The organism is Erythrobacter sp. S43 (assembly GCF_057364955.1).
Genome location: NZ_CP200285.1, coordinates 551,038 through 577,944 on the forward strand (window position 1 = coordinate 551,038; position 26,907 = coordinate 577,944).

At 60.1% G+C, this 26,907-nt stretch carries 25 protein-coding genes; 16 read left to right on the plus strand and 9 right to left on the minus strand.

Going from position 1 to position 26,907, the window contains the following annotated elements; translation table 11 throughout:
- Positions 1–88 precede the first annotated feature (88 nt).
- Entirely contained in the window at positions 89–2,770 is a 2,682-nt protein-coding gene (locus tag AC0V6K_RS02870; RefSeq protein WP_472624602.1) for a TonB-dependent receptor domain-containing protein, read from the plus strand.
- 67 nt (positions 2,771–2,837) lie between these two features.
- Here the strand turns inward: AC0V6K_RS02870 and AC0V6K_RS02875 are convergent, their stop codons facing one another.
- The 7 genes from AC0V6K_RS02875 to AC0V6K_RS02905 form a co-directional block, all read right to left on the minus strand.
- Positions 2,838–3,854 carry an aldo/keto reductase gene (locus AC0V6K_RS02875; protein ID WP_472624604.1) on the minus strand — a complete coding sequence of 339 codons (1,017 nt, stop codon included), beginning with the start codon at positions 3,852–3,854 and terminating at the stop codon, positions 2,838–2,840.
- 186 nt (positions 3,855–4,040) lie between these two features.
- Positions 4,041–4,781: an SDR family NAD(P)-dependent oxidoreductase gene (locus AC0V6K_RS02880; protein WP_472624606.1), complete on the minus strand. Its 741-nt coding sequence runs from the start codon at positions 4,779–4,781 to the stop codon at positions 4,041–4,043.
- Between the two features lie 13 nt (positions 4,782–4,794).
- Complete coding sequence (locus tag AC0V6K_RS02885) at positions 4,795–5,937, minus strand: acyl-CoA dehydrogenase family protein (RefSeq protein ID WP_472624608.1); 1,143 nt, start codon at positions 5,935–5,937, stop codon at positions 4,795–4,797.
- Between the two features lie 90 nt (positions 5,938–6,027).
- Positions 6,028–6,414 (minus strand): hypothetical protein, encoded by a 387-nt coding sequence (locus tag AC0V6K_RS02890; protein ID WP_472624610.1) that lies wholly within the window; start codon positions 6,412–6,414, stop codon positions 6,028–6,030.
- A 74-nt stretch (positions 6,415–6,488) separates the two neighbouring features.
- Positions 6,489–7,304: a ferredoxin--NADP reductase gene (locus AC0V6K_RS02895; RefSeq protein ID WP_472624612.1), complete on the minus strand. Its 816-nt coding sequence runs from the start codon at positions 7,302–7,304 to the stop codon at positions 6,489–6,491.
- Between the two features lie 128 nt (positions 7,305–7,432).
- The gene (locus AC0V6K_RS02900; protein WP_472624614.1) at positions 7,433–8,485 is read right to left on the minus strand and encodes a Fe(3+) ABC transporter substrate-binding protein; all 1,053 of its coding nucleotides are present in this window, start codon (positions 8,483–8,485) and stop codon (positions 7,433–7,435) included.
- Positions 8,486–8,572: 87 nt separating this feature from the next.
- Positions 8,573–9,313, minus strand: coding sequence for an ABC transporter ATP-binding protein (locus AC0V6K_RS02905; RefSeq protein WP_472624616.1), 741 nt, complete (start codon positions 9,311–9,313; stop codon positions 8,573–8,575).
- Between AC0V6K_RS02905 and AC0V6K_RS02910 the strand changes: the two genes are divergently transcribed.
- The 5 genes from AC0V6K_RS02910 (at position 9,313) to AC0V6K_RS02930 (ending at position 14,856) form a co-directional block, all read left to right on the plus strand.
- Positions 9,313–10,995, plus strand: coding sequence for an ABC transporter permease (locus tag AC0V6K_RS02910; RefSeq protein WP_472624618.1), 1,683 nt, complete (start codon positions 9,313–9,315; stop codon positions 10,993–10,995). The two genes, AC0V6K_RS02905 and AC0V6K_RS02910, sit on opposite strands and share 1 nt — an antisense overlap.
- An 81-nt stretch (positions 10,996–11,076) precedes the next feature.
- Positions 11,077–12,078 carry a magnesium chelatase ATPase subunit I gene (bchI, locus tag AC0V6K_RS02915; protein ID WP_472624619.1) on the plus strand — a complete coding sequence of 334 codons (1,002 nt, stop codon included), beginning with the start codon at positions 11,077–11,079 and terminating at the stop codon, positions 12,076–12,078.
- Complete coding sequence (locus tag AC0V6K_RS02920; RefSeq protein ID WP_472624620.1) at positions 12,075–13,754, plus strand: magnesium chelatase subunit D; 1,680 nt, start codon at positions 12,075–12,077, stop codon at positions 13,752–13,754. The genes bchI and AC0V6K_RS02920 overlap by 4 nt, the downstream gene beginning before the upstream one ends.
- A complete protein-coding gene (gene bchO / locus AC0V6K_RS02925; protein ID WP_472624621.1) occupies positions 13,751–14,689 on the plus strand; it encodes an alpha/beta fold hydrolase BchO in 939 nt (312 codons plus the stop codon). Before AC0V6K_RS02920 ends, bchO begins: the two co-directional genes overlap by 4 nt.
- A complete protein-coding gene (locus tag AC0V6K_RS02930; RefSeq protein WP_472624622.1) occupies positions 14,668–14,856 on the plus strand; it encodes a hypothetical protein in 189 nt (62 codons plus the stop codon). The genes bchO and AC0V6K_RS02930 overlap by 22 nt, the downstream gene beginning before the upstream one ends.
- Here AC0V6K_RS02930 and AC0V6K_RS02935 read toward each other — a convergent pair.
- Positions 14,822–15,724, minus strand: coding sequence for a hydroxyneurosporene dehydrogenase (locus AC0V6K_RS02935; RefSeq protein WP_472626002.1), 903 nt, complete (start codon positions 15,722–15,724; stop codon positions 14,822–14,824). The genes AC0V6K_RS02930 and AC0V6K_RS02935 overlap by 35 nt on opposite strands.
- Positions 15,658–17,217 (minus strand): 1-hydroxycarotenoid 3,4-desaturase CrtD, encoded by a 1,560-nt coding sequence (gene crtD / locus AC0V6K_RS02940; RefSeq protein ID WP_472626004.1) that lies wholly within the window; start codon positions 17,215–17,217, stop codon positions 15,658–15,660. Before crtD ends, AC0V6K_RS02935 begins: the two co-directional genes overlap by 67 nt.
- A gap of 115 nt (positions 17,218–17,332) precedes the next feature.
- Between crtD and AC0V6K_RS02945 the strand changes: the two genes are divergently transcribed.
- The 10 genes from AC0V6K_RS02945 (at position 17,333) to AC0V6K_RS02990 (ending at position 26,888) form a co-directional block, all read left to right on the plus strand.
- On the plus strand, positions 17,333–18,454 hold the full coding sequence (locus AC0V6K_RS02945; RefSeq protein WP_472624623.1) for a methyltransferase: 1,122 nt from the start codon (positions 17,333–17,335) through the stop codon (positions 18,452–18,454).
- Between the two features lie 133 nt (positions 18,455–18,587).
- Positions 18,588–19,523: a chlorophyll synthesis pathway protein BchC gene (gene bchC, locus AC0V6K_RS02950; RefSeq protein WP_472624624.1), complete on the plus strand. Its 936-nt coding sequence runs from the start codon at positions 18,588–18,590 to the stop codon at positions 19,521–19,523.
- Entirely contained in the window at positions 19,520–20,509 is a 990-nt protein-coding gene (locus AC0V6K_RS02955) for a chlorophyllide a reductase iron protein subunit X (RefSeq protein ID WP_472624625.1), read from the plus strand. The genes bchC and AC0V6K_RS02955 overlap by 4 nt, the downstream gene beginning before the upstream one ends.
- A complete protein-coding gene (gene bchY / locus AC0V6K_RS02960) occupies positions 20,509–22,038 on the plus strand; it encodes a chlorophyllide a reductase subunit Y (RefSeq protein WP_472624626.1) in 1,530 nt (509 codons plus the stop codon). The genes AC0V6K_RS02955 and bchY overlap by 1 nt, the downstream gene beginning before the upstream one ends.
- The gene (gene bchZ, locus AC0V6K_RS02965) at positions 22,035–23,507 is read left to right on the plus strand and encodes a chlorophyllide a reductase subunit Z (RefSeq protein WP_472624627.1); all 1,473 of its coding nucleotides are present in this window, start codon (positions 22,035–22,037) and stop codon (positions 23,505–23,507) included. Before bchY ends, bchZ begins: the two co-directional genes overlap by 4 nt.
- Before the next feature lie 138 nt (positions 23,508–23,645).
- Complete coding sequence (gene pufB / locus AC0V6K_RS02970; protein WP_472624628.1) at positions 23,646–23,816, plus strand: light-harvesting antenna LH1, beta subunit; 171 nt, start codon at positions 23,646–23,648, stop codon at positions 23,814–23,816.
- A 65-nt stretch (positions 23,817–23,881) separates the two neighbouring features.
- Positions 23,882–24,028, plus strand: coding sequence for a light-harvesting antenna LH1, alpha subunit (gene pufA / locus AC0V6K_RS02975; RefSeq protein WP_472624630.1), 147 nt, complete (start codon positions 23,882–23,884; stop codon positions 24,026–24,028).
- Between the two features lie 113 nt (positions 24,029–24,141).
- Positions 24,142–24,981: a photosynthetic reaction center subunit L gene (gene pufL, locus AC0V6K_RS02980; RefSeq protein ID WP_472624632.1), complete on the plus strand. Its 840-nt coding sequence runs from the start codon at positions 24,142–24,144 to the stop codon at positions 24,979–24,981.
- Complete coding sequence (gene pufM / locus AC0V6K_RS02985) at positions 24,978–25,907, plus strand: photosynthetic reaction center subunit M (protein WP_472624634.1); 930 nt, start codon at positions 24,978–24,980, stop codon at positions 25,905–25,907. The genes pufL and pufM overlap by 4 nt, the downstream gene beginning before the upstream one ends.
- Positions 25,908–26,126: 219 nt before the next feature.
- Positions 26,127–26,888: a DUF3626 domain-containing protein gene (locus AC0V6K_RS02990; protein ID WP_486172545.1), complete on the plus strand. Its 762-nt coding sequence runs from the start codon at positions 26,127–26,129 to the stop codon at positions 26,886–26,888.
- Positions 26,889–26,907 lie beyond the last annotated feature (19 nt).

Genomic DNA, 26,907 nt, shown 5'->3' on the forward strand with positions numbered 1-26,907 from the left:
CATCTCGGCGAGCGCCTCCTTTGTGTACTTGATCGAGCCTGATCGGGCTCGCGGTTTTCAAAGACCTAAAATGAAGGGGTCTAGGATTATGTCGACCGGAACGCGCCTTGCGGGGCTGCTGCTTCTCACCACATCGCTGACATTCCCGTCGGTTCTCCACGCACAGGAAGCGGATCAACCCGCTCCCGAAGAGGCGCAGGAAGAAACCGTCGAGGAGGAAGACGAACAACAACAGCCGGAAATCTCGGTTCCTGGCGGAAACATCCTGGTTGTTGGTAGACGCAACCGCGATCCCGAACGTTCTTCGACACAGGTTCTGAACGTTCTTGATGAAGAGGCAATTGCTCGTACCGGTGAGAGCGACATTGCAGGCGCTCTTGGACGCGTGACCGGCCTTTCGGTGGTCGGCGATGGCCGCGTGTTTGTGCGCGGCTTGGGCGATCGTTACTCACTCGCGCTGCTTAACGGCCTTCCGCTGCCGAGCCCTGAACCGCTCAGCCGCGTTGTGCCGCTAGACATCTTCCCGACCAACGTCGTCGCATCGTCACTGGTGCAGAAGACATACTCGGCCAACTATCCCGGCGAATTTGGCGGCGGTGTCATCAACCTGACCACCAAAGCCGTTCCGGTTGAAGACTTCCTTTCGATCAGCTTCGGTGTCAGCGGTGACAGCGAAACGACATTTGAAAATGGACTGACCTACGCCGGGTCCAGTCTCGACTCTTTCGGTTTCGACAATGGTGATCGTGACACGCCTTCCAATCTTCAGGCGTTCCTGAACAGCGGCGATCGTATTGGCCAGGTGCCCATTTCGGTGAGCGAGAGCATCGCTGCCGAGCTGTTCCCGGTCGATTTCGTGACCCTGCAGCGCGAGGACTCGCAGCGTCCGAACTTCTCCGGTTCCATCACCGGCGGTCTCTCGCTTGAGCTGGGAGAAGATACGTTCCTCGGCATCATCGCCACTGCGTCGCTCAAGAACAGCCTGCGCAATCGTACGGTCATCAGCCAAGGCGGCAGTTCAGACCTGTCCGAGCTCTTCCAGGACTTCCGCACCTTCATCACCGATGAAAGCGTGCTGGTGAACGGCATGCTCAGTTTCGGTCTGGACTTTGGTGACAACACGATCCGGTGGACCAACCTCTACATCCGCGACACTCTGAAAACCGCGCGTCTCGAAACCGGCACGGACACTCTGCCCGGCTTTGACGGCTTCGATTTCCAGACCCAGCAGACCGCCTGGTTCGAACGCCAACTGATGGACACCCAGCTTGTGGCAGAGCTCGACTTCGGTGCGCTCGATGTGGACGTACGCGGCGGCTATGCCCGCACCGACCGTGAGGCACCGTTCAACACCTCGTTCAGCTACACCCGCACCAACATTCCGGGTGACCCATTCGGCGATCAGTTCGTTGCCTATTTCAACCAGCTTTCCGATGCTGGCATTTCGACTGTCTCGTTTGACGATCTGCAGGAAGAGTTGTGGTTCACCAGTCTGGACCTTTCCTATGATGTCACTGACACCCTGTCAGCGACCGTGGGCTACGCTTACTCGGACACACAGCGCCGTTCGGTCAGCCGTGAGTTCCGTCCGTTCATTTCCGGCGACATCATCGACGATTCCCAAGTTCCCGCGCTCGGCCTGCGCCAGCCTGGCAACATCATCGACGATATCGCGATTGATAACTTCAACATCACTCTGACCGAGGCATCGCCATTCCCGGCCTTTGATGCCGCGCTTGAAATTCAGGGCGCTTACGGCCTCCTACGGTGGCTCGCGGCGGACACGCTGACCATCGAGGCCGGTGTTCGTTACGAAGACGCGACGCAGACCGTTGATCTCGACCAGTCGATCTTCAACACACCGGTTCTGGGTGCGACATCGACCAACCTGATGAACGACTACATTCTTCCGGCTGGCACGATCACCTGGGAACCAATTGACGACGTTCAACTTCGTCTCTCCGCCTCGCAGACCATTGCCCGCCCGCAGTTCCGCGAACTGATCGAGCAAAGCTACTTCGATCCGGAATCAAACCGCCGTTTCCGCGGCAACCCGTTCCTGACCGACAGTGAGCTGGTTAACCTCGAAGCGCGTGCCGAGCATTACCTTGGCGGACCGAACCGCGTCAGCCTTGCCGGTTTCTACAAAGAGATCACCAACCCGATCGAAAACACGCTCCTTTCTGCCTCAGGTCAGGTCCTTACCGGCTTTGCCAACGCACCGAGTGCCGAGCTTTACGGCCTTGAGTTCGACTCCGTGTACGCCATCGACCTGTTCGGTCTGGGCGGCACGGTCTGGGAAACCAAGCAGCTAATGCTGCTGGCGAACTACACCTTTGCCCAGTCGTCGATCTCGGTCGGCGAAGGCGACACCGCTCCGGTTCCCGGCAACCCTGCGCAGCTTGCAAACCAGTTGTTCGACGATGGAGCACCGCTGGTGGGTCAGTCGGACCACGTCTTTAACTTCTCGATCGGTATCGAGGACACCGAGAAGACGCAGCAGGCGACCATCCTGTTCAACTATGCCAGCGAGCGCATCACGCTTCGTGGCGGCGCTTTGCCTGACGTGGTCGAGGATCCGGGCCTGACCGTCGATTTCGTCGCCCGTTCGGATGTCAAACTCGGCATCCCGATGACGCTGAAGTTTGAAGTCCGCAACATCTTCGGCCGTGACAATTTCGAGTTCCAGCAGCTCGGCGCCAACCGGATCGAGATCAACACTTACGACGTTGGCACCAGCTTCTCACTGGGGCTCAGCGCCGACTTCTAACAACAACACCTCTCCCCAACTTGTGGGCCGTTCGGGAAACCGGGCGGCCCTTTTTCTTGGGGCCTGCCTAGCGCACGGTCACATTCGTCATCGGCGGCAACGCCATGCCCATGCCGGTAGGCGCTTTGGGACGATAGGGAGCCTCCAGCGCCGAGACTTCCTCGTCCGACAGTTCGATATCAAGCGCTGCGACCGCAGCTTCGATATGGTGCGGTTTGGTCGCGCCGATGATCGGAGATGTCACTGCAGGCTTGGTAAAGTGCCACGCCAGCGCAAGGCTCGCCATGGCCTCGCCGCGTGCCTCGGAAAGCTCGGCCAAAGCGGTCACTACCGCATCGTCAGCGGCATCCTCGGGATAGATCACCTTGCCAAACCCGTCGGTCTTGCTGCGCACTGTCTCTTCACCCAAAGGCCGCGCCAAGCGACCCCGCGCAAGCGGGCTCCACGGGATCACGCCCACACCTTCATCCTCGCACAGGGGAAGCATTTCGCGCTCTTCCTCGCGGTAGAGCAGGTTGAGCTGGTTCTGCATCGAAATGAACGGCGTCCATCCGTTCGCCCGCGCTGTCTCCTGTGCCTTGGCGAACTGCCACGCATACATGGATGACGCGCCGATATAGAGCGCTTTGCCCGCCTTCACGATGTCGTGCAGCGCCTCCATCGTTTCCTCAATCGGTGTCTCATCATCCCACCGGTGGATCTGGAACAGGTCGATGTAATCCATGCCCAGCCGCCGAAGGCTGTCATCCACCGCCTGCATCAAGGCTTTGCGCGAAAGCCCGCCCGTATTGGGCGCCTGACGCCACGGGATATAGGCTTTGGTCGCGACCACAATCTCGTCGCGGCTTGCCATCTCGCGCAGAAGCTTGCCCGTGATCTCTTCCGAGGTGCCGCCCGAATAGCCATTAGCAGTGTCGAAGAAATTGATCCCCGCTTCCAAGGCCGCGCGGAAGAACGGGCGGCTGTCATCCTCGCCCAGCAGCCAATCGCCATGCCAGCCTTTGGTCGTGTCTCCGTATGACATGCAGCCAAGACACAGGCGGGACACCGAGAGGCCGGAGTTTCCGAGGCGGGTGAATTTCATGAGGCTTTTCCCTTATGCTTGAAACACCAAAGCCAGTTATGGAAAGTGTGACCTTTCACAGCAAGGCTTTCAAAACGTTTGCGAAATGACGCGTTTCGAACACGCAATGTGTGACTTTCCATTGTTCGGTGGGTTGCGCTTGTTTCCATCGCCTTACCTGACACGAAATCAGTGGGGTAGGAAACCTCAGCTCAATGTCAGCCCGCCATCAACCACCAGCGTTTGACCAGTCATATAAGCGCTTAGTGGTGAGGCGAGGAACAAGGCCGCGCCCGCCATCTCTTCCGGAGTTCCAAACCGCCGCATGGGAATCATCGCCAAAGCGCCATCACGCCGTTCGGGATGCTCGGTTGTCACCGTGGTCATCTTGGTGGGTACGAAACCGGGGGCGATGCCGTTCACCCGAATGCCATCACGGGCCCATGCCTCTCCCAAAGACATAACCATGCTCGCCGCGCCAGCTTTGGACGCCGCATAAGCCGGATTGCCGCGCGCCGCGTTGAACGCCGCGACGGACGATACGACGATCATAGTCCCGTCCCGCTCTGCCAGCCCGCCATGAAACGCCCAGGCCAGATCGGCGACCGAGTTAAGGTTGACGTCAACCACATTGTCCCAGCCTTCGCGCGCAAACTCCTGACGGCCGTACCGCACAATACCCTGACACTGGACCAGCACGTCGACCGCTCCGATAGTATCCGCAAACGCTGCCGCGCCATCGCGGTCGGTTACATCGAGTTGGTGGTAGGTCAGGCCGGTAAAGTCGCTGTCCTCGGCCTCCAGATAGTCACCGCTGTCGGGTCGCGTGCCGGTGACAACAACCTCCGCCCCGCGCGCCCGAAAGCTCTGCGCAATGCCGTTGCCGATCCCGCCCGATCCGCCGATCACGAGAACGCGTTTGTTGGTAAAGTCGAGTGGGTCGGACATAGTGACTTCCTCCTCAAATCGCCCGCGAAATCACTTCCTTCATAATCTCGCTGGTGCCGCCGTAGATGCGCTGCACGCGGGCGTCGCGCCACAGGCGGGCGATGACGTATTCGTTCATGTAACCCGCGCCACCGTGGAGTTGCAGGCAGGCGTCGACCATCTCCCACTGCATCTCGGTGTGCCACAGTTTGGCCGCGCTAGCCTCATCCGTGGTCAGTTCACCGCGAAGGTGGCGGGCAATGGCCCAGTCGAGGTGCGCCCAGCCGACTTGCAGTTTCGCCTGAAGGTCGGCGAGGGTAAACTTGGTGTTCTGAAACTCGAAGATCGTTGTGCCGAAGGCCTTGCGGTCCTTGGTGAACTTGACCGCTTCGTCGAACGCGCGCTGCGCTCCGCCTTGTGCGGAGACGGCAATGGAGAGGCGTTCCTGCGGCAGCTCTTCCATCAGGTGGATAAAGCCGCGACCTTCCCCGCCAAGGATGTTGGTCTTGGGCACGCGCACATCCTGGAAGAACAGCTCGGACGTGTCGGCGGAGTGCTGGCCGATCTTGTCGAGATTGCGCCCGCGCTCAAAGCCCGGCGTATCGGCGTCGACGAGAACAAGGCTGGTGCCCTTTGCGCCCGCGCTCGGGTCCGTCTTGGCAACAACAATCACCACATCAGCGTTCTGGCCGTTGGTGATGTAGGTCTTGGAGCCATTGACGACGAGGTGATTGCCATCCTCGATCGCGGTGGCCTTGATCCCCTGAAGGTCGCTGCCGGTGCCCGGCTCAGTCATGGCGATGGCGGTTATGATATCGCCGCTGATCATGCCGGGCAGATACTTGGCCTTTTGCTCGTCGCTGCCCAGCCGCTCGAAGTAGTTGACGGTGATATCGTTTTGCAGCGTGAAGCCCGCGCTGGTGCCGATATAGGCAAGCTCCTCAGCGAGCACGCAGTTGAAACCGAAATCGAGGCCGAGCCCGCCATTTTCTTCTTTTACAGTGGGGCACAGCATCCCCGCCTCGCCTAGTGCCTTCCACGCCTCGCGCCCGACGATGCCCTCTTCCTCGTGCTTGTCGAGGTGAGGGACCATATGCTCGTTCAGCACTTTGCGAACAGTGTCGCGAAAGGCTTCGTGGTCTTCGTTGTAGGCGGTGCGATGCGCGATATCGAGCATGATGGGGGCTCTCTCCAATTGTCAGGTTGCACCCTGCAACTGCCCCGAGAGATCCGATCATGTAAAGTGCGAAAATCGCATCAGCTTGCGTCAGCCCGCGCGATTGCAGATCACAAACACACGCATGGTTTTGCCATCATTGCTGACGATTTCGGACGCCTCACCGGTGTCCATCTGATCGAGCATTTTCTTCATCGATGGCGAAAGGTTCCAGCTGGCAACGAAACGGTTGCGCTTGATGTCAGCGCCCATTGCCTTGCCCAGCTTGCGCGCGTCACCGCATGATTTGATGGTCTCGGTCTGGGCCGCAAACTCGTCCTTGGAAACGGCGCTTCCGTCGACGGACAATTGCATCAGGTGATAGCTTGGCTGACCCGAACCTCTTGCCATCTGGGCGGACAAGGATGCGGGAACGGCAACCGTCCCGATCAAAGCTGCTGCACCAAGAACTCTACCGAGATTGCGCGTAACCACCATTGCCTGCTCCTCTGATTGAACGACGAAGCTGGGCTTATCTATCTGAATAGGCGATTAATTCAGTAGAAAGGTGATCAACCCACAAACGCGCGTTCGATCACGAACTGGCCAGGCTTGTTGTTGGCGCCTTCTTCAAAACCACGCGCTTCCAGATCGGCGGCGTGGTCCTTGATCATCGCCATGGAACCGCAAAGCATCACGCGGTCTTCGTCCGGAACGAAGTGCTTGGGACCTTTGCTATCCTTGAACAGATCACCGCTGTCGATCAGCGTCTGAATCCGGCCCGTGGTGTGGAAGTCTTCTCGGGTGACGGTTGGCACATAAATGAAGCGCTCGCGATCCTCATCTTCGAGCAGCGGATCACCTTCGAGCTTGCTCTCGAGCAGCTCGCGATAGGCAAGATCAGCCACATGGCGGACCGAGTGCACGACGATAATCTCGTCGAACATGCCGTAGACTTCCGGATCGCGCGCAAGGCTCATAAACGGCGCAAGGCCGGTGCCGGTCGAAAGCATGAACAGCCGCTTGCCGGGCAGCAGCGCGTCGGTCACCAGCGTGCCGGTCGGCTTCTTGCCGAGATAGATCGGATCGCCGACCTTGATGTGCTGAAGCCGCGAGGTGAGCGGGCCGTCCTGCACCTTGATCGAGAGGAATTCGAGCTCCTCATCATAGCTGGGCGAGGCAACAGAATATGCGCGCAGCAGCGGCTTGCCGTTTTCCTGCGGTAGGCCGATCATCACAAACTCGCCCGAACGGAAGCGGAAGCTTGCCGGGCGCGTCATCTTCAGCGTGAACAGCTCTTCGTTCCAGTGATGGACATACGTGATCGTCTCAACGGAGAGCGCTCCGCTTTCCTGAAACTGGTCGCGGTCAAGGATGGACGTATTCACTTCAATGCCTCGGATGATCTGTCTGCGCCGCAGGACGCGGCAAGTTGTGCGCGCAGATGGACCTTTCGCTCACACCTATCAAGGGAGTTTAGCGATTAAGGGTGAAAGCCCGCCTTGACCGCGAACGATCAGTTCCAGCCAGCGCGGTCGAAAATCTCGATCGCCTGACGTTGATTGCCACCAATCTTTTCCGCGCCGAGTTCGTCGGGTTTGAATTCGCCCAAAGCTTCCACAGCGGAGGTCGCATTGATTCCAGCCACCACGGGGTATTCGTGGTTGCCATTGGCGAAGTAAGACTGTGCGGTCTCGCTGGTGAGATACTCGAGAAACTTGATCGCATTCTCGCGGTTCTTGGCCGTCTTCACCAAACCAGCACCGCTGATATTGATGTGGGTGCCGGTGGTTTCCTGGTTAGGGAAGATCACGCCGATCCCGTCCAACATCGCCTTGCCTTCATCGGTCTCTGAAAGGCGCGCGAGGTAATAGGTGTTGACCACCGAGACACCGCATTCGCCGCTTGCAACGGCTTCGATGTTCGCGGTGTCATTGCCCTGCGGGTCACGCTTGAAATTGGCGACGACGCCCTTGGTCCAGTCTTCCGCTGCCGCTGCGCCTTCATGCGCGATGACGCTGGAGAGCAGTGAGATGTTGTAGATGTTCGAAGAGGACCGCATGCAGATTTCGCCCTTGAGCGATTCATCTGCAAGATCGGAATAGGTCGCGAGCCCTTCGGGCGCGCCCGCTTCCTTGTTGTAGATTATCACCCGTGCACGGGTCGACAGGCCGAACCACAAACCATCGGGGTGGCGCAGATACTCGGGCAGGCGCTCGCTCAGCGTCTCGGACTCAACCGTGTCGAGAATACCTGCCTGCTCGGCGCGCCACAGGCGACCCGCATCCACCGTGACGAGCAAGTCGGCGGGCGAGAACTCGCCCTCGCTCTGAATACGCTCGATCAAGGCATCCGCCTCGGCCTCAATCCGATTGACCTTGATGCCGGTTGCCTTGGTGAAATCGGTGTAGAGCGCCAGATCGGTGTCATAATGGCGCGAGGAATAGATGTTTACCTCACCGGTGATTTCCACGCCCGCCAGCGGATCACCGCCCTCACCCTTTTCATTGCTGCTACCACACGCAGCCAAAGCCAAAGCGAGCGCGCCCGCAACCAAACCGTTTTTCATGAAGTGCCTTTCGATTCTTAGTTGCGAATGATTTGCATTATTAAAACAGAAAGTGCAAGCGAAGCTTTGTGTCAGACCTACAAATCTTCAGGGCAAATCTTCAAAGAATGCCGCGACTGTCGCGTCCGCAGGCGCACTACGCAGGGCATCGGGCGTGTCGAATTGCAGGATACGTCCTGCTTCCATCACCGCGATGCGATCGCCGATATCCAGCGCCTCTTCGGGATCATGCGTCACCAACAACACGCTTGCGCCGCGCGCGCACAGCAAATCGCGGCATTCACGCCGCAGCTTTCGCCGCAGGACGATATCGACGCTGGCAAATGGTTCATCCATCAACAACGCCTGAGGCCCCGGCGCCATCGCGCGTGCCAAGGCCGCGCGTTGTTGCTGTCCGCCGGAAAGCTCATGCGGGTAACGCCCGCCCAGTCCGGGCAAACCAACCATCTCCAGCCAGCCGTCCACCGCGCCCGCTTCCGATGTGGGCAGGCCGAATGCGACATTCTTGGCAATTGTCATATGCGGAAACAGCGCACCGTCCTGAAACACCAGCCCCACGGGCCGGTCTTCAGGGGGCGGATTGGTGCGGCTGTCAGCCAGCAATACGCCGTCCAGATGGATGCTGCCGGCTTGCACCGTCAACATTCCAGCGGCGAGGTTCAGCAAGGTTGACTTTCCGCAACCCGACGCGCCAAGCAGGCACGTAATCTCACCCGCCTGCGCTGTCAGACTGATGTCCTCCAGCGCGCGCGTCTCACTGGCTCCTTGGCCGTAAGCATGGGCAATATGACGAAATTCGAGACTCAATTGTCCGTCCGGATCGATCAATGGTGAGCCGCCTTAGTCAGATTGACGGCGCAGAGGCAAGCGGGCTTGCACAAAGCCGCGCGGGCCTGCGCCTGAATGGCTGGACACTTGGCGCGCTGCTTATCGCCGCATTGGCGGCCGTGCCGATCATCGCCGTGGTGGTCAGCGGGGCGAGTGGCGGCATCGGCGCGCTGGCGCATCTCTCACAGACCGTTCTGCCCCAATACATCGCCAACACTTTGGCCTTGATGGCGATGACCGGCGCGATTGCGGGTGTGATCGGCGTGGGCTGTGCGTGGCTGGTCAGCGCGGCAGAGTTTCCAGGGTGCAAAGTTCTCGCCTGGGCATTGGTTCTGCCGCTGGCGGTACCGGCCTATATCGGTGCGTATATCTATGCCGATCTGCTCGACTTTTCAGGTCCGGTGCAGTCGGGGATTCGCGGCCTGACGGGATGGAATGCGGGCGAGTATTGGTTCCCCGACATCCGCTCGCTGGTCGGCGGCGCGTTCGTTCTGGGCATTGTGCTCTACCCTTATGTCTACCTTCTGACGCGTGCTTCTTTTGCACGCCAGAGCCAGCAGCAATTCCGCGCCGCACGCTCGCTCGGGGCGACACCGCGCCGCGCATTCTGGCAAGTCGCTTTGCCCTCCGCGCGGCCAGCCATTGCGGGCGGATTGGCGCTGGTGCTGATGGAGACACTCGCCGACTTTGGCGTGGCGCAATACTTCGCCATTCCCACCTTCAGCACCGGCATTTTCCGCACGTGGCTCTCGATGGGAGACAAGCAGGCGGCGATGGGGTTGGCGGCGATCATGCTGCTGTTCGTCGTTGCGTTGATCGCCTTCGAGGCAGCAACACGCGGCGGACGGACGGACAGCAAAGACGGACTCGCCGAGCGAGACGCTGGCCCATTGATCGAGCTTTCAGCCGGGGGCAAAGCCTCGGCGCTGATCGCATGTCTTCTGCCGGTGCTACTAGGCTTCGTGATCCCTGCCCTGCACCTTGCAGGCCTCTCTTTCGACGAACGCGCCATCGCCGCCATGGGAGAGCTTTGGACCTACATAAAGGGAAGCCTGTGGCTCGGCCTCGCAACGGCGGCTTTGTGTCTGGTCACCGCGCTGGTTCTGGGCTTCGCAAAGAAGCGGTCTGACAGCCGCATGGTGCGCGGCGCCATCCGGCTTTCTACCTTGGGATACGCTTTGCCCGGCGCGTTGCTGGCGGTGGGACTGCTCGCTCCGCTCGGCGCGGTGGATGTTGGCATCTCCCGCTTTGCCCGAGACACATTTGGGTACGGCGGCGGATTGCTGCTGACGGGCACCAGCCTGATCCTGATCTATGCGCTTTCGGTGCGCTTCCTGACCGTGGCGTACAATTCGGTCGATAGTGGATTGGCAAAGATTCCGCCCTCGCTCGATGCAGCTGCGCGTTCGCTCGGAGCAAAGCCTGCCCGCGTGCTCATTCGCATCTACGCGCCGTTGCTGCGCCCCAGCCTGCTCGCCGCCGCCGCTTTGGTGTTCATCGACACCGTTCGCGAATTGCCCGCAACGCTGATCCTGCGCCCGTTCAACCTCGAAACATTGGCGACACGCACCTACCGATTGGCAAGCGATGAACGCCTCGTTGAAGCATCGATCCCCGCGCTGATTCTGTTTGCAGCGGGCCTGATCCCGGTGCTGCTCCTCGCCCGCGCATCGAAGCGGTAAAGGGACGCGCGCGAAAAGTGTCAGGCTGAATTGTCACTTTAACTTGTCCAATCGCCGCCAAACGTCCACAAGGTGCGAGAAATGGCACGCTTTCCCTTCTCCGCTATCGTCGGTCAGGACGAGATGAAGCAGGCCCTGCTGATCGCTGCGGTGGACCCCAGCATCGGCGGTGTGATGGTGTTTGGCGACCGCGGGACGGGCAAATCGACCGCCGCGCGCGCGTTGGCCAGTCTGCTGCCACCGATCACCGCGCACCTTAATTGCCCCTATGGCGGCTCCAAAGAAGATGCCGAGCGCTACCCAGACGTGTGCGGCGGCGGACCTTTACGCAAACGACCAGTGCCGTTTGTCGACTTACCTCTGGGAGCGACCGAGGACCGTGTGGTCGGCTCGCTCGATCTCGAAAAGGCGCTGCGCTCGGGCGAAAAGGGTTTTGAGCCGGGTTTGCTGGCCAAGGCCCATCGAGGGTTCCTCTATATCGACGAGATCAACCTGCTCGAAGACCATCTGGTCGACCTACTGCTCGACGTGGCAGCCTCTGGCGAAAACGTGGTTGAGCGCGAAGGACTTTCTGTCCGCCACCCTGCCAAATTTGTGCTGATCGGCAGCGGCAACCCCGAAGAAGGCGAATTGCGCCCGCAGCTGCTCGACCGCTTCGGTCTGTCGGTCGAAGTGCGCACACCCAGCGAGATCGAAACGCGGGTCGAGATCATGCGTCTGGTCGCCGCCAATGAACGCGACCCCGAAGCTTTCGCCGCCGAATGGGCCGATGAAGACGCGAAGATCCTCAAGCAGATCGCACGAGGGAAGACGCGGCTTGCGAAGCTGGAGCCGTCCGAAGACGTGCTGACCGATTGCGCGCATCTGTGCCTCGCAGTGGGCGCTGATGGTCTGCGCGGAGAGTTGACCCTGATGCGAGCTGCACGGGCCTTGGCCGCGCTCAAGGGCGCACGGACGGTGAAACGCGAGCATCTCATCGCAGTTGCACCCAGCGCGCTGCGCCACCGTTTGCGCCGCGACGTTCTCGACGAAACGGGCTCCACCACACGCATCACCCGCGCGCTTGACGAGCTGTTCGGGTGAACAGCGGGGAAACCCCCGACCCCATCACCGACGCCGCCCTCGCGGCCCGATTGCTGGCCTTCTCGCCCCGCTCATTTGGCGGGATCATCCTGCGCGGAAGCAGCCCGGCGCGTGATGCTCTGGTTACGGTTTTGAGTGACGTCATGACGCTGCGCCGGATGCCCGGCCATGTCGATGACGACCGATTGCTAGGCGGGATCGATATTGCTGCGAGCCTTTCGGCGGGCAAACCGGTGATGCAGACGGGATTGCTCGAGGAGGCAATGGACGGCGCGCTTCTGGTGCCGATGGCCGAGCGGCTGCCCGAAGCGATATCGGGGCGGCTGACACAAGCCATGGACGAAGGCGGGCCCGCGCTGGTCTTGCTCGATGACAGCGTGGAAGCCGATGATGCGCCACCAATCGCGCTGGCCGAACGCTGCGCGTTCCATTGCGACCTGACGCATTCGCGGGTTTGGGAGGATGTGGCGCTGCCCAAGGGGAAATCGCTTCCCTTGTTCAAAGTCGCGCCGCTCGAAGATGCCGCACTCGAAGCCCTAGCCAGCACCGCCTCCGCGCTCGGTATCACCAGTATCCGCCCGCTGCTTTTCGCCGGCGAGGCAGCGCGGGCACATGCTGCACTCTACGGGCGCAACAAGGCGGAGAAAGCCGATCTGGAAGCGGCGGTCCGCCTCGTGCTCGCACCGCGCGCGACGCAATTGCCGCCGCAAGAAGAAGCTCCCGAGCAACCACCCGAACCGCCGCCGGAGAATGGTGAGAGCAAGGAAGAGAGCAACGCTGATCAACAAGACCAACCTCTCGAGGATATGCTGGTCGAGGCAGCAGAGGCCGCAATCCCTGCCGACTTGCTGGCGCAGCTCGCCAAGGGCAACGCCCCGCGCCGCGCTGGTGGCTCGGGTTCCGGACAGAAGAAAAAGGCGGGTCTTCGCGGAAAGCCTTTGGGTGCCCGTCCCGGCATGCCGCGTGGCGGTGCGCGGATCGCGCTGATCGACACATTGCGTGCAGCAGTGCCGTGGCAACAGGTCCGACGGCGCGAAGCTGACGCGTCCGACACCAGCCAGATCCTGATGCGCAAGGACGACCTACGCATCCGCCGTTTCGAAGAGAAGGCCGCCCGCGTTACCATCTTCGCCGTCGATGCCAGCGGCTCCGCCGCCGCCGCACGGCTTGCAGAAGCCAAGGGTGCAGTCGAGCTGATGCTGGCGCAGGCCTATGTCACGCGTTCCGAAGTCGCCTTGGTCGCTTTTCGAGGCGAAAGCGTTGACTTGCTCCTGCCTCCAACCCGCTCGCTCACCCGCGCCCGCCGCGCGTTGGCTGAGCTTCCCGGAGGCGGCGGCACGCCTCTGGCGATGGGCCTAAACGCTGCGCGCGAAGTCGCCGCACAGGTCGCCTCACGCGGTCGCACGCCCAGCCTCGTTATCCTAACTGATGGCCGCGCCAATCTCGATGCAGAGGGCCAACCAGGGCGCAAACAGGCCGCCGAGGATGCCGAGGCCGCCGCCAAGGCCATTGCGCGGGAAGGGATAGACGCGCTTGTGGTCGATATATCCGCCAGACCGGGCCGCGAAGGGCCTGCACTGGCCGATGCGATGCAGGCGCGGTTCCTTGCCCTGCCCCGCGCCGATGCACAGAAACTGCACGACGCCATCAACGCCTCCCAGAGCGCCAACGCATGAGCCGCGCGCTCGACTGGAACAGTGATGGCCTTATCTGGCCGCACCGTGATGCGAGCCGCTTTGTCAAAGCAGGGTCAGCCACTTGGCATGTCCAGCGCATGGGGCCCGATGATGAAGGCGCGGCGCAATTGCTTCTGCTCCACGGCACCGGCGGATCGATCCATTCATGGCGCGGGCTGATGCCGCTGCTCGCCAAGCAATACAATGTCATCGCGATGGACCTGCCGCGCCACGCCTTCACCACCGGCCACCCTCCGGAAGATATGGCCTTGCCCACCATGGCGTGCGCGGTGGCTGATCTGATCCTGCGGGAAAGCCTCCATCCCGCGATGATTGTTGGCCATTCGGCTGGTGCAGCTTTGGGGCTGCAACTGGCGCTGGACCACGGTTTTGACGGACCGATTGTGGGCCTCAATTCGGCATTGCGTCCCTTCCCAGGTCCCGCCGCGCAGCTGTTTCCCGCTTTGGCCAAGGTGCTGTTCGTTAATCCGTTCGTGCCGCGCATCTTCTCGGCTGCCGCAAGCTTTCGGGAAGAAGGAGAACGCTTCCTCTATCGCTCCACCGGTTCCGAAATCGATGCCGAGGGCATGGCCTGTTACCAAGCGCTCCTGCGCAATTCGCGCCACACCAAAGGGGCCTTGGCGATGATGGCGAATTGGGACCTTCCAACGCTGCGCACCCGAATGAAAGAGATCGATAATCCGGTGCTGATGGTCCATTCTGATGGCGACAAGGCCATCCCGCTCGACTGGGCCAAAGAAGCGCGCAGCTGGCTACCCAATGCTCAACTTGAAGTGATGAAAGGCTATGGCCATCTTGCGCACGAAGAAGCACCGGAAAAAGCCGCGCAGTTCATCTTGGACTTCGCAGACAGCGGTGCCACCACGCCTCGACGCAGGAAAGGAGCCAGATCATGGGAGCATACCTCGGACTGATCGAGTTGCTGTTCTTTTACGGCATCGCGATCGGCATCGCGTTCTGGCAATGGTCAAAGATGCGCCGCGAATTGCGAGAAAGCCGGGAGCGCAAAGCGCGTGAGGCGGCTGAGAAAGACGCCAGTGCTGGCGCTACCTCTCCCGAGGCATCCGATACGGAAGCATAAACTGCACCAGGCCTGATGCGAAGCGGCGCATGTCGAGGCTTTCCTGAACCGCGATCACGTCTTCGCCATAAAGCTGCGATGACAGTTCAGAGCGCGCGTAGAACGGGGTGTCTTCCCATGTCCGTCGCACCTCGGCGACTCCGATTTCAGATCGGGTCCGCCGCTCTATGCCCCACCTGCTGTTGTCGAGCCCGGCGGTTGGCGGAAGTGGCGTTTCATCCGGTATACCGTCCGCGCCAAAGCGGATTGCGCTGGCGAACAGCGAGCCGTCGCCGCGCTCTCCTTCGTAACAGACCACCGCGCCTCGCTTCATATGAGCGCGAGACCAGTGCCAAACCTTAAACCCTTCTTCGAGCGGTTCAGAGCCACGATTGTGATCGAAATATCCGCTGCCCGACCATGATAGACCTGGCTCCTCCATCTCCACTTCGACACGCGCGCGCGGGGCCATGCAGTGCCAAATGTGGTTCTTGGCCGGATCAAGCGCGAAGCTGGTGGGATTAAGCGCCTCTGGATGCACGCGCACTTTGCCACGCACCGCACGGCGGAAGGGATTGAACAGCCGTTTGTCGCGCTCCTCGATAGTGATCTCGAGTACATTGCCATCCCAGCGCACCGCGCTTGGGCCGACGACCAGATTGGCTTCGTCCCGTTCCACGCTCGCACGCCCGCGCTCGGTCATCACCCAGCGGGAATTCGGGCCATACAGCGCCACGTTGATGCAGGCATGATCGAGCGGATCGCCCCGGCCGCTGCGCTTATAATAGGGGCTGAAAACGCTTCCCAGAAACGCGATGATAGTCAGCCCGTGTTGCCCGTCTGCGCTGATCGCATCGACATACCACCAGGTGTAGCCGCCGGGTGGAATGTCTTCATGGAAGCGAGGTCCCGTTCGACCGTCTTGGCGGCCAGTTGCCCGGACAAGGCGGCCATCGGCACCCCGGCGGATGGATGGGTCGCTCCCCCAGCGCAATAGAGCCCCGGAATTCTCGTTTTCGGCCCTTGTCGAAGGAAAGAGGCCGCCCAACCGTGTGAGGCTCTGCCATAAAGGGCGCCGCCCGTTGCCGGGAACAGCGCTTCCCAATCCTGAGGTGTCGCCAACTCGTGCGGCATCTCCTGCTCGAGCGTCAGCCCGCACCGCGTCAGCGTTGCTCTCATTGCTCGCGTGCATTGCTCTCTCTCCTCGGTGGAATAGGTGTGCGTGTCGCCATTGGCGGGCGCATTGACGATGATCTGGATGCGTTCGCGCCCGATCACGTCGTTCTGGACCGCATCGGCGCTGCGATCTTGCGCGCAGACATAGACAGTGGGTTCAGACGGCGGCTGGCCAGCGGCGATGGCTTCAAATTCGGCGCGGTAATCGCGCGAGAAAAAGACGTTATGGTGTTGCAGATCAAAGCCGGATGTCTCGGCATGCGCAAACCAGACGCAGGCGGATAGCGAACGTTTGTCCGGCGCCATTGCGGGCACCGATCGCACCGCTTGTTCTCCAAACTTGCCAGCGGTCAGCGCGGCAGGATCGCCATTGCTGATGACCACATCGGCCTGAATTACATCGCCATTGGTCAACCGCACTCCGCTGGTGCGCTTACCTTCGGTCAGGATTTGCGCGACCGATGCTCCGGTCTTGATCCGCGCACCCTTTGCCTCGGCCAGTTTGCCTAACGCGCGGCCGAGCGCATGGATGCCGCCTTCGATCAGCCACACGCCGCGCGCCTCGGTATGCGCGATCAGCATCAGGGTCGCGGGAGAGCGAAACGGGTCAGAGCCGCAATAGGTAGAATATCTGCCAAACAGCTGTTGCAGACGCGGGTCCTTGAAATGGCCGCCCAGCGCCTTCCAAAAATTGTCGAACGGTCGCATCGCCATAGCGTCGCCGATGCGGTGCAGCCCGATGCGCCACATCATCGGAAACGGCGTGTAAGACTTGTCCCCGCGCAGGAATGGTACGTCCAGCACCTCGTAAATGCGCCGCGCTTCGTTGCGGAAGGATCGGTATCCCGCAGCAGCCTCAGCCCCGGCGAAATCTCCGATCGCCTCTTCGCTGCGGACAGGATCGGCAAACAGATCAAGAGTCCCACGATCATCCCACGCATGGCGCGCAATCACCTCGGCCTGACGGATGTTCACATAGTCATCGAGCCGCGCGCCGCATTGGTGGAACACGCCGTCAAACACATCGCGCATAGTGAAGACTGTGGGACCAGCGGCGATCTGTTCGCTATCGACCTCGACGCAGCGCGCCTTACCGCCCAGCCAGCTTTCCTTCTCCAGAACCGTCACATCGTGCCCGCGCGAAGCCAGCAGAGCCGCGCTGGTCAGCCCGCCAATTCCTGCGCCGATGATCGCGATGCGCGCGATAGGTTCCTCCCTCCCCTCGAGCCTTAAGAGACTCGATAAGTCGACATTATGATTGACCTTACTGTATCATCTGTCCAACAAAATAGACATACACACTGTAAAGTTGGGATCACGGGTGGACTGGACGAAGCTGAAAATTGGCTGGATCAGGCGTCGCAACGCCACCTTCGCGCATCCAAAATTCCAATATTGGGCAGCCAAATTGCCGCTGATCCGCCGCATTGCGCGGGACCGTGCAGGCGGAGCTTTCGACCTCGTGGCAGGCTTCTCATACTCGCAAATCCTGCGCGCCACGGTGGAAAGCGGCTTGTTCGAGGTGTTGAAGGAAGGCCCCGTCAACGCATCACACGTCGCCGACCGAATTAACCTGTCCGAACAGGCTGCGCTGACCTTGCTTCGCGCAGGCCGGGCCCTGCAGTTGACCGAGGAACCCGGACCAGACCTGTGGATGCTGGGCGAGCAAGGCGCGGTGTTGGCCCATGACTATGGCGCGCAGGCGATGATCCGGCATCACCGCCTCATGTACCGTGACCTTATGGATCCGCTTGCCCTGCTGCGTAGCGACAAACGTGAAGGCACCGAACTCTCGCGCTTTTGGTCTTATGCCGGCGCGCTGCATGGCGCCGCAGAGCGCGGAGAAGAGACCACCGAGTATTCGGAGCTGATGGCGGCATCCCAGCATTTCGTCGCTGATCAGGTGTTGGCGTCGTTTAAATTCCCGCCCCGAGCACGGTTGCTTGATGTGGGCGGCGGGCATGGCGCATTCCTGAAGCACATCGGCGCCGAATACCCTGATCTTGAACTTGGTCTGTTCGACCTGCCCGAGGTGGTTGCAACAGGCCGTGACGCGTTGGCCAAAGAAGTCGGCGCGCATCGCCTTTCCACTCACCCAGGCAACTTCTTCGAGGACGCTATACCCGAGGGATACGACATCATCAGTCTCGTGCGCATTCTGCACGATCACGACGATGAGCCGGCAATGCGCCTGCTGCGCAATATCCGTAAGAGTCTGAAACCAGGCGGACGCCTTATGATAGCCGAACCCATGGCGCGCATACCGGGCGCCGAAGGCATGGGAGAAGCATTCTTCGGTCTATATCTTTGGGCGATGGGGTCCGGCCGCCCCCGCTCACCTCAAGAAATCAGCGGAATGATGCTGGAAGCCGGATTTGCCCGCACTCAGCCCGTCGCAACCCTGCAACCGGTCAACGCCAGCATAGTGATCGCGTTTGCCTGACAACAAATCTGTCCACGTGAATTGACACTTAAGAGTGTGAGGCGTAGCACAACCGTGGGATCGGTGAATTATGGCAATAGGCGAGTCGTGGAAAACGGCTTGATGTGGCCATGGTCGGAGAGGACCGATACGAATGAACGCATTGGCTGTTTTGCTTGAGGGACCGGAGCGTTTGGCGCTGCGGGAGCTTGAGCTGCATCCGATGCAGTCTGCCGATGTGCTCGTTGATGTGGCGTGGAGCGGCGTGAGCTCCGGCACAGAGAAGCTCTTGTTTACCGGGCAAATGCCGAATTTCCCTGGCATGGGTTACCCACTCGTCCCCGGCTATGAATCCATCGGACGTATCATTGACGCAGGCGCGGATGCGCGCGGACGGATCGGCGATTGGGTGTTTGTGCCCGGAGCCAATTGTTACGCCGATGCACGCGGCCTGTTTGGTGGCACAGCCAGCCAATTGGTGGTGCCATCGGCGCGGGCTCTCGCGATCCCTGAAAATCTTGGCGATGCGGGCGTACTTTGCGCTCTCGCAGCAACTGCCTTGCACGCGATCGAAGGTGGTGCAGCGCCAGATCTGATCGTTGGCCACGGCGTACTCGGACGTTTGCTCGCGCGCCTGACCATCGCTCTCGGCAACCCTGTCCCGACCGTTTGGGAAACCAATTCTCAGCGGCGCGGCGGAGTTAGCGGCTATGCCGTGATGGCCCCCGAATTCGACGAGCGCCGCGACTACGCCTCGATCTATGATGCCAGCGGCGATTCCGGAATCTTCGACACTCTCATCGGCAGCCTCGCGAAGGGCGGCGAAGTGACGCTGGCCGGGTTCTACTCCCAACGGATCAACTTTGCCTTCCCGCCAGCCTTCATGAAGGAAGCCCGCTTTCGGGTGGCGGCTGAATGGCAGCCCGATGATCTCGCCAAGACAAAGGCGCTGATCGAAAGCGGCAAATTGAATTTGGACGGTCTGGTCACAGACCGTCGCCCGGCCACCGAAGCGCTGGATGCCTATCCTCAGGCATTCAACGATCCGGCTTGTCTTAAAATGGTTCTCGATTGGAGTGCAGCCGAATGACGATGCTTGAAACACATGATCAGGCGCTGCGCGAAGAAGCTTCGCACGAGCCCGATCCGGTGCACACCGGCGAAGTAACCTCCGAAACGCAGGTCATCGCCATCTATGGCAAAGGCGGCAGCGGCAAGAGTTTTGCCCTTTCCAACCTCAGCTACATGATGGCGCAGCAGGGCAAACGTGTGCTGCTGATCGGTTGCGATCCTAAATCTGATACCACCAGCTTGCTGTTCGGCGGCAAGAGCTGCCCGACGATCATCGAGACCTCTTCCAAGAAGAAGCTCGCCGGCGAAGATGTCACCATTGAAGATGTGTGCTTCCAACGTGACGGCGTCTTCGCAATGGAGCTGGGTGGTCCCGAAGTTGGTCGCGGATGTGGCGGTCGCGGGATCATTCACGGTTTCGAACTGCTTGAAAAACTCGGTTTCCACGAATGGGGCTTTGACTACGTCCTGCTCGATTTCCTTGGCGATGTTGTCTGCGGCGGCTTCGGCCTACCGATTGCGCGCGACATGTGCCAGAAAGTGATCGTCGTCGGATCGAATGATCTTCAGTCGCTTTATGTCGCCAACAATGTCTGCCACGCGGTTGAATACTTCCGCAAAATGGGAGGCAATGTCGGTGTCGCTGGCATGATCGTGAACAAGGATGACGGCACCGGTGAAGCGAAAGCCTTCGCCGACGCGGTCGACATCCCGGTCCTCACCGCGATCCCAGCGGACGAAGACATCAGGCGCAAAAGCGCCAATTACCAGATTATCGGAAAGCCGGGCGGCGAATGGGGAGGTCTTTTCGAAGAGCTTGCCATCAATGTCGCCGAGGCGCCGCCGCGCCAACCCAAACCTCTCGACCAGGATGGTCTCCTCGATCTGTTTTCGCCGGAAGATACCGGCGGGAATGTCGAGCTGATCCCAGCCACCCAGGCCGATATGCGCGGCGGAACCTTTGAAGAGAAGCCAAGCCTGGAGGTCATTTACGACACCGTCTGATGACTGACCTTGGCGCCTCTAACGCGGAACGCACCCCTGACACGCTCGATCTGAGCGGTGGTAGTGCTGGCGGCTGCTCGTCTACCGAGACGATGAAAGAGGCTGCGCGCAAAGCAGGCAAGAGCGACATTCTCGACCAGTACGAGGCTGACTATCCCGTTGGCCCGCACGACCAGCCGCAATCAATGTGCCCGGCCTTTGGGTCATTGCGCGTCGGACTGCGGATGAAGCGCACCGCGACGGTCCTATCGGGCAGTGCGTGCTGCGTTTACGGCCTCACCTTCACCTCGCACTTCTATGGTGCGCGGCGGACTGTGGGCTATGTGCCCTTCTCCTCAGAAACGCTCGTCACCGGCAAGCTGTTCGAGGATATCAAGCAAGCGGTCGAAGACCTCGCCGATCCTGCGCAATACGACACAATCGTAGTGACCAATCTCTGCGTCCCTACTGCAAGCGGCGTGCCGCTGCGGCTATTGCCCGATCAGATTAACGGCGTGCGGATTGTAGGCATTGACGTGCCCGGCTTTGGCATTCCGACCCATGCCGAGGCGAAGGATGTGCTTGCGGGAGCCATGCTCAAATATGCGCGCGAAGAAATCGCCGCAGGCCCCGTTGCCGCTCCAAAAGAACGTTCGGACAAGCCGACTGTGGCGCTGCTAGGTGAGATGTTCCCCGCTGATCCGGTGGTAATCGGGCAGATGCTCGAACCGCTCGGCCTTGCTGCTGGACCCGTAGTCCCGACCCGCGAATGGCGCGAACTCTATTCCGCTCTCGATTGCTCGCTCGCCGCAGCAATCCACCCGTTCTACACCGCCAGCATCCGAGAATTCGAGGCTGCTGGTCGTCCGATCATCGGATCGGCTCCGGTTGGTGCTGATGGCACGGCTGCATGGCTGCAGTCGGTTGGCGATGCGCTGGGACTGCCACAGGACAAAGTCGATGGTGTGAAGAACGCCATGATCGGAGCGTGCAAAGGTTCGCTCGCTGCCAAACCGATCAACGGCCGTATCACCGTTTCGGGCTATGAGGGCTCCGAATTGCTGGTCGCCCGCCTGCTGATCGAAAGCGGTGCGGACGTACCCTATGTCGGCAGCGCCTGTCCGCGCACCAAATGGTCCGATGCAGACTGCGAATGGCTCGAAGCCAAGGGCGTGAAGGTCAATTTCCGCGCAAGTCTGGAAGACGACATCGCCGCAGTCGAGGAATACCGTCCGGATCTCGCCGTGGGGACCACGCCTGTGGTTCAGCACGCCAAGGCGAAAGCCATTCCGGCGCTCTACTTCACCAATCTCATCTCTGCCCGCCCCCTCATGGGGCCCGCTGGAGCAGGGAGTCTCGCGCAGGTCGTTGGTGCGGCCATGTCGAATAAGGATCGGTTCGACAAAATGCGCGACTTTTTCGAAGGCGTGGGCGATGCCCATGCTGCTGGTGTGTGGGAAGACACTCCGGTTGATCGCCCCAAATTCCGCAAGAAATATGCGGCCTTGAACGAAGCGGCGCGTAAGGCGTCCGAGGCGGTCGGCACATGACGCTCGTCTTGGATCATGATCGCGCAGGCGGCTATTGGGGGGCGACCTACGTCTTCACGGCGGTCAAGGGCCTACAGGTGATCATTGATGGCCCTGTCGGGTGCGAGAACCTGCCAGTGACCAGCGTGCTTCATTATACCGATGCACTACCTCCGCATGAGCTGCCCATCGTGGTGACCGGCCTGGGCGAGGAAGAGCTCGGCAAGACCGGTACCGAAGGCGCGATGAAACGCGCTTGGGAAACGCTCGACCCGGAATTGCCTGCGGTGGTGGTGACTGGCTCGATTGCCGAGATGATCGGCGGCGGCGTTACGCCCGAAGGCACCAACATCAAACGCTTCCTGCCGCGCACCATCGACGAAGATCAGTGGCAAAGCGCGGACCGTGCACTGACGTGGCTTTGGACCGAGTTCGGCCCGAAAAAGTCGCCCAAACCGCGCGAGCGCAAGGAAGGCGAGAAACCCAAGGTCAACATCATTGGCCCGTCCTATGGCATGTTCAACATGCCATCCGATCTGGCGGAAATCCGCCGCATGATCGAAGGGATCGGCGCGGAAGTCGGCGTGGTCTTCCCGCTCGGCTGTCACCTTGCCGATATCCGCCAGCTTGGCACGGCAGACGCCAATGTCTGCATGTACCGCGAGTTCGGCCGCAATCTGTGCGAGACGCTGGAGCGGCCTTACTTCCAGGCGCCGGTAGGCCTCTCGAGCACAACCAAGTTCCTCCGCGCTTTGGGAGCAGAGCTGGGGCTTGACCCCGAACCGTTTATCGAGCGCGAAAAGCACACGACCATCAAGCCGCTGTGGGATCTGTGGCGTTCGGTCACTCAAGACTTCTTCGGCACTGCCAATTTCGGCATCGTCGCCAACGAAACATACGCACGCGGCATCCGCCACTTCCTTGAAGAGGATATGGGGCTGCCCTGTGCCTTCGCGTTCAGCCGCTCGGCTGGCGTAAAGCCCGATAACGAAGCAGTGCGCGCAGAAATCCGCGCCAACCCGCCATTGGTGATGTTCGGCAGCTATAACGAGCGGATGTATATGGCCGAGGCTGCATCAGGCGGCGGTGGTCACGGGCCGCAGGGTCAGTTCATTCCCGCCAGCTTCCCCGGTGCAGCGATCCGTCGCCATACGGGCACGCCTTTCATGGGGTATTCCGGTGCGACCTATTTGGTGCAGGAAGTGTGCAATGCGCTGTTCGATGCGCTGTTCCATATCCTGCCACTCGGCACCGATCTCGACCAGATTGACCCGACACCCGCCAAAGCCGAGGTGTCATGGGACGCAGATGCCAAGGCGCTGCTCGACCGGCTGGTCGAAGCGCAACCGGTTCTGGTGCGTATTTCTGCCGCCAAACGCCTGCGCGATGCCGCCGAAGCAACCGCCCGCGCGCGAGGCGAAACTCAAGTTACCAAAGATTGCCTGCCAGCCGATCAAGTCGGCGCATTGGCGGAAGGAGAGAGCGCATGACGCACATCCTTTCCGCCAGCAGGTTCACCAGTTTGTCCCGTTCGGGGCAAAACCAATCCACGTGGAAGGGATCACACGCGGATACTCGTCGGGGGCCATCCGGCTCCCGCTCCAACACCATAATATGGAGTAACTGCAATGAACGATCCTGATCGCCCAAGCGTGGGAACGTATCTGACTGACGACGAAGCGAAAGAGATCCATGGTGCATTCATGGGTATGTTTGGCCTCTACGTCACGATTGCGCTTGTAGCGCATGCCTTGATGTACGCCTGGAAGCCTTGGTTCAACCTGCCCTGGGGCCAGTGATGAACCGATGATTGGTGCTTGCACCAGTCTTTGGATTTCCACGACGATTCATAAAGGAATTGAAAATGTACAAGATTTGGCATCACTTTGACATTCGCCGCACATTGGTTGCGATGCATGTCGGACTGGCCGTTCTGGCCTTCACGATCCACTTCATCCTGCTCAGCACGGAGAGGTACAACTGGCTTGGCGGCGTTTCCGGCGCCGGCTGATTGATCGATGAAAAAGCGAGGGGGCAGGTTCGCCTGCCTGCCTCCTACCGCTTTGGATAGAGTTTCGATCGTACACGATTAACACCCGCCCTTGAGGCGGGAAGGATGGACCTATGGCGCTCCTTAGTTTCGAGCGGAAATACCGCGTGCGCGGTGGCACATTGATCGGTGGCGACCTATTCGATTTTTGGGTCGGACCGTTTTATGTCGGATTCTTTGGGGTAACGACGGCAATTAGCGCGCTGCTTGGCATTGCGCTGATTTTCGCCGCTGCCGCTCAGGGTCCCACTCTCAACCCCTGGCAAATCGATATTCAGCCACCTGCTATCGAAGCCGGGCTCGCACTCATGCCTTTAAATCAGGGGGGCTACTGGCAGATCATAACGGCCTGCGCGATTGTCGCCTTTTATTCATGGGTGTTCAGACAAGCGGAAATATCGCGCAAGCTGGGCATGGGTTACCATGTTCCTATCGCTTTTAGCGTCGCAGTTTTCGCCTTCGTAACACTGAATGTGATCCGTCCGATCTGGATGGGCGCATGGGGACATGCATTCCCATACGGCATTTGGACGCACCTCGATTGGGTGTCGAACACCGGGTATATGTATGTGAACTTCCACTACAACCCGGTCCATATGCTGGCGATCACGTTCTTCTTCACGAACTGCCTCGCATTGGCACTTCACGGCGGTCTGGTTCTGTCGGCGGTTAACCCGTCGGGTGACACCGACGTGAAGGGCCCGGAGTATGAAGACACCTATTTCCGTGACTTCATCGGCTATTCAGTCGGCACGCTCGGCATCCACCGTGTGGGTCTGTTCCTGGCGCTGAACGCAGCGTTCTGGAGCGCGATCTGCATCGTGATCTCAGGCACCCTTTATGTCGGCAGTTGGCCGGAATTCTGGGAGTTCTGGCGTGAAATCCCAATCTGGTCAGGAGGTCCGGTATCATGAGTTCGTACCAAAACATCTTTACCCAGATTCAGGTGAAGGGGCCGCCCGAAGCGGGTGTTCCGCATCTTGATGGGAGCGAAGAGCGCATCAACGCCACCGGTTACAATTACTGGATGGGCAAGATCGGTCAGGCTCAATTGGGCCCGGTCTATCTTGGCTGGCTTGGTACCATTTCGCTGGCATTCGGGTCGCTTGCGATCCTGATCATCGGGTTCAATTTCTGGGCTCAGGCCGGGTGGAGCCCGCAGACGTTCATTCGTGAGCTGTTCTGGCTTTCGCTGAACCCTCCGGGACCGGAATACGGCTTCAGCTTCATGGTGCCTTTGAATGAAGGCGGCTGGTTCATCCTGACGGGTGCCTTCCTTACCATCGCTGTTTTGTGCTGGTGGGTGCGGACCTATATGCGGGCCAAAGCTCTGGGCATGGGGATGCACATCCCTTGGGCCTTTGCTTCAGCGATCTGGTTGTTCCTGGTGTTGGGCTTCATCCGCCCCGCACTTCTCGGAAGCTGGTCAGAAGCTGTGCCTTACGGCATCTTCAGCCATCTGGACTGGACCAACAACTTCTCGCTGATCCACGGCAACCTGTTCTACAATCCGTTCCACGCGCTCTCGATCGCGTTCCTTTATGGCTCAGCAGTGCTGTTCGCCATGCACGGGGCAACGATCCTTGCAGTGGGCCGCTATGGCGGTGAACGCGAGATTGAACAGATCACGGACCGCGGCACGGCGTCCGAACGCGCTGGCCTGTTCTGGCGCTGGACGATGGGCTTCAACGCCACGATGGAATCGATCCACCGCTGGGCGTGGTGGTTCGCAGTCCTCACCACTCTGACCGGCGGGATCGGTATCCTGCTGTCAGGCACAGTGGTCGATAACTGGTACGTCTGGGCACAGGAGCACTACCTCGCTCCGAAAGCTGGATAGCACTTCCGACCGGCATGGGGCTCCAATCCCAGGCCCCATAGCAAGGTCAAACCAAGAGCCCGGTTGCGTGAGAACGCGGCCGGGCTTTTTGGTGGGAAGTTCCGATGTTGTGGCAGCACCTGCATGGCCATTCCTGAAGACACCGCTTAGGTTGGCTCCATGCCCTCGCCCGTCGAACAAGCAATTGATCATGTCCGTTCGCGTTCGCACGGCCAGCCTATGACAGAAGTCATGCCGATCACCTTGAACTTCCATCCGGACGCGAGAATTCAGGGCGAGCTCACCATCGAACGCCTTGCCCGTGAAGGGTTCTACAAATCGCAATTCGAAACGGGGACCAGCAATGGTGGCCTCTCTGCAAAGCCTGACGGGGACCGTTGGGAATGGGAAAGCGATATCTTTGGCGGTGCCTATGATGATGCTGATCCAGCGCTGAGACCCAAGTATGGAGCGCTCAACTTCCGGAACAGCATGACCGGCGGATCATCGCGGTTTGGCTCCTGCCATTTGCGACTACGCCCGCATGTCCAAGCCCGAACGACATTCTGTTATCCTGATAGTCATTTAAGACCGGGCGACTTTGGCGTGGCGGATCGCATGGCGTTGATCCAGCTTGCCGAAGCGAATGCCTCCGGGCTCGATCCAATCCTCGACAACTATATCGAAGCCCATGTGCATGGACCGCTGAGCATCGAAGAGGACGTGGAAGCTGTCGTGCTAGATCCCAGCTTTCGCGGCACAGCCATCGAGCAAGCGGCATCGCGATTGGGGTGTGATGTTGAATGGCACAGCGGTTACCAGTTACAGCTTGGACAATTGCTCGCCTATCACGAATTTCGGCCCAAGCCTGCCCTTGAAGCCATAACCGAGCTGAAGATCAGCACCCCTGCCGACATTGGCCATGCTCGCGATAAACAACTGGATTATCAAACGGCCAAATGGGTTTGGCATTGCATCGCACGCTTTGGCTCGAACGATTAGTACGGGAAGCGGGAAAGTC

Excerpts from the sequence above, each read along its gene's own strand:
- AC0V6K_RS02870 (WP_472624602.1), top strand. The coding sequence starts at position 89 with ATGTCGACCGGAACGCGCCTTGCGGGGCTGCTGCTTCTCACCACATCG.
- AC0V6K_RS02875 (WP_472624604.1), bottom strand. The coding sequence starts at position 3,854 with ATGAAATTCACCCGCCTCGGAAACTCCGGCCTCTCGGTGTCCCGCCTG.
- AC0V6K_RS02880 (WP_472624606.1), bottom strand. The coding sequence starts at position 4,781 with ATGTCCGACCCACTCGACTTTACCAACAAACGCGTTCTCGTGATCGGC.
- AC0V6K_RS02885 (WP_472624608.1), bottom strand. The coding sequence starts at position 5,937 with ATGCTCGATATCGCGCATCGCACCGCCTACAACGAAGACCACGAAGCC.
- AC0V6K_RS02890 (WP_472624610.1), bottom strand. The coding sequence starts at position 6,414 with ATGGTGGTTACGCGCAATCTCGGTAGAGTTCTTGGTGCAGCAGCTTTG.
- AC0V6K_RS02900 (WP_472624614.1), bottom strand. The coding sequence starts at position 8,485 with ATGAAAAACGGTTTGGTTGCGGGCGCGCTCGCTTTGGCTTTGGCTGCG.
- AC0V6K_RS02910 (WP_472624618.1), top strand. The coding sequence starts at position 9,313 with ATGGTGAGCCGCCTTAGTCAGATTGACGGCGCAGAGGCAAGCGGGCTT.
- bchI (WP_472624619.1), top strand. The coding sequence starts at position 11,077 with ATGGCACGCTTTCCCTTCTCCGCTATCGTCGGTCAGGACGAGATGAAG.
- bchO (WP_472624621.1), top strand. The coding sequence starts at position 13,751 with ATGAGCCGCGCGCTCGACTGGAACAGTGATGGCCTTATCTGGCCGCAC.
- AC0V6K_RS02930 (WP_472624622.1), top strand. The coding sequence starts at position 14,668 with ATGGGAGCATACCTCGGACTGATCGAGTTGCTGTTCTTTTACGGCATC.
- bchC (WP_472624624.1), top strand. The coding sequence starts at position 18,588 with ATGAACGCATTGGCTGTTTTGCTTGAGGGACCGGAGCGTTTGGCGCTG.
- AC0V6K_RS02955 (WP_472624625.1), top strand. The coding sequence starts at position 19,520 with ATGACGATGCTTGAAACACATGATCAGGCGCTGCGCGAAGAAGCTTCG.
- bchY (WP_472624626.1), top strand. The coding sequence starts at position 20,509 with ATGACTGACCTTGGCGCCTCTAACGCGGAACGCACCCCTGACACGCTC.
- bchZ (WP_472624627.1), top strand. The coding sequence starts at position 22,035 with ATGACGCTCGTCTTGGATCATGATCGCGCAGGCGGCTATTGGGGGGCG.
- pufB (WP_472624628.1), top strand. The coding sequence starts at position 23,646 with ATGAACGATCCTGATCGCCCAAGCGTGGGAACGTATCTGACTGACGAC.
- pufA (WP_472624630.1), top strand. The coding sequence starts at position 23,882 with ATGTACAAGATTTGGCATCACTTTGACATTCGCCGCACATTGGTTGCG.
- pufL (WP_472624632.1), top strand. The coding sequence starts at position 24,142 with ATGGCGCTCCTTAGTTTCGAGCGGAAATACCGCGTGCGCGGTGGCACA.
- pufM (WP_472624634.1), top strand. The coding sequence starts at position 24,978 with ATGAGTTCGTACCAAAACATCTTTACCCAGATTCAGGTGAAGGGGCCG.
- AC0V6K_RS02990 (WP_486172545.1), top strand. The coding sequence starts at position 26,127 with ATGACAGAAGTCATGCCGATCACCTTGAACTTCCATCCGGACGCGAGA.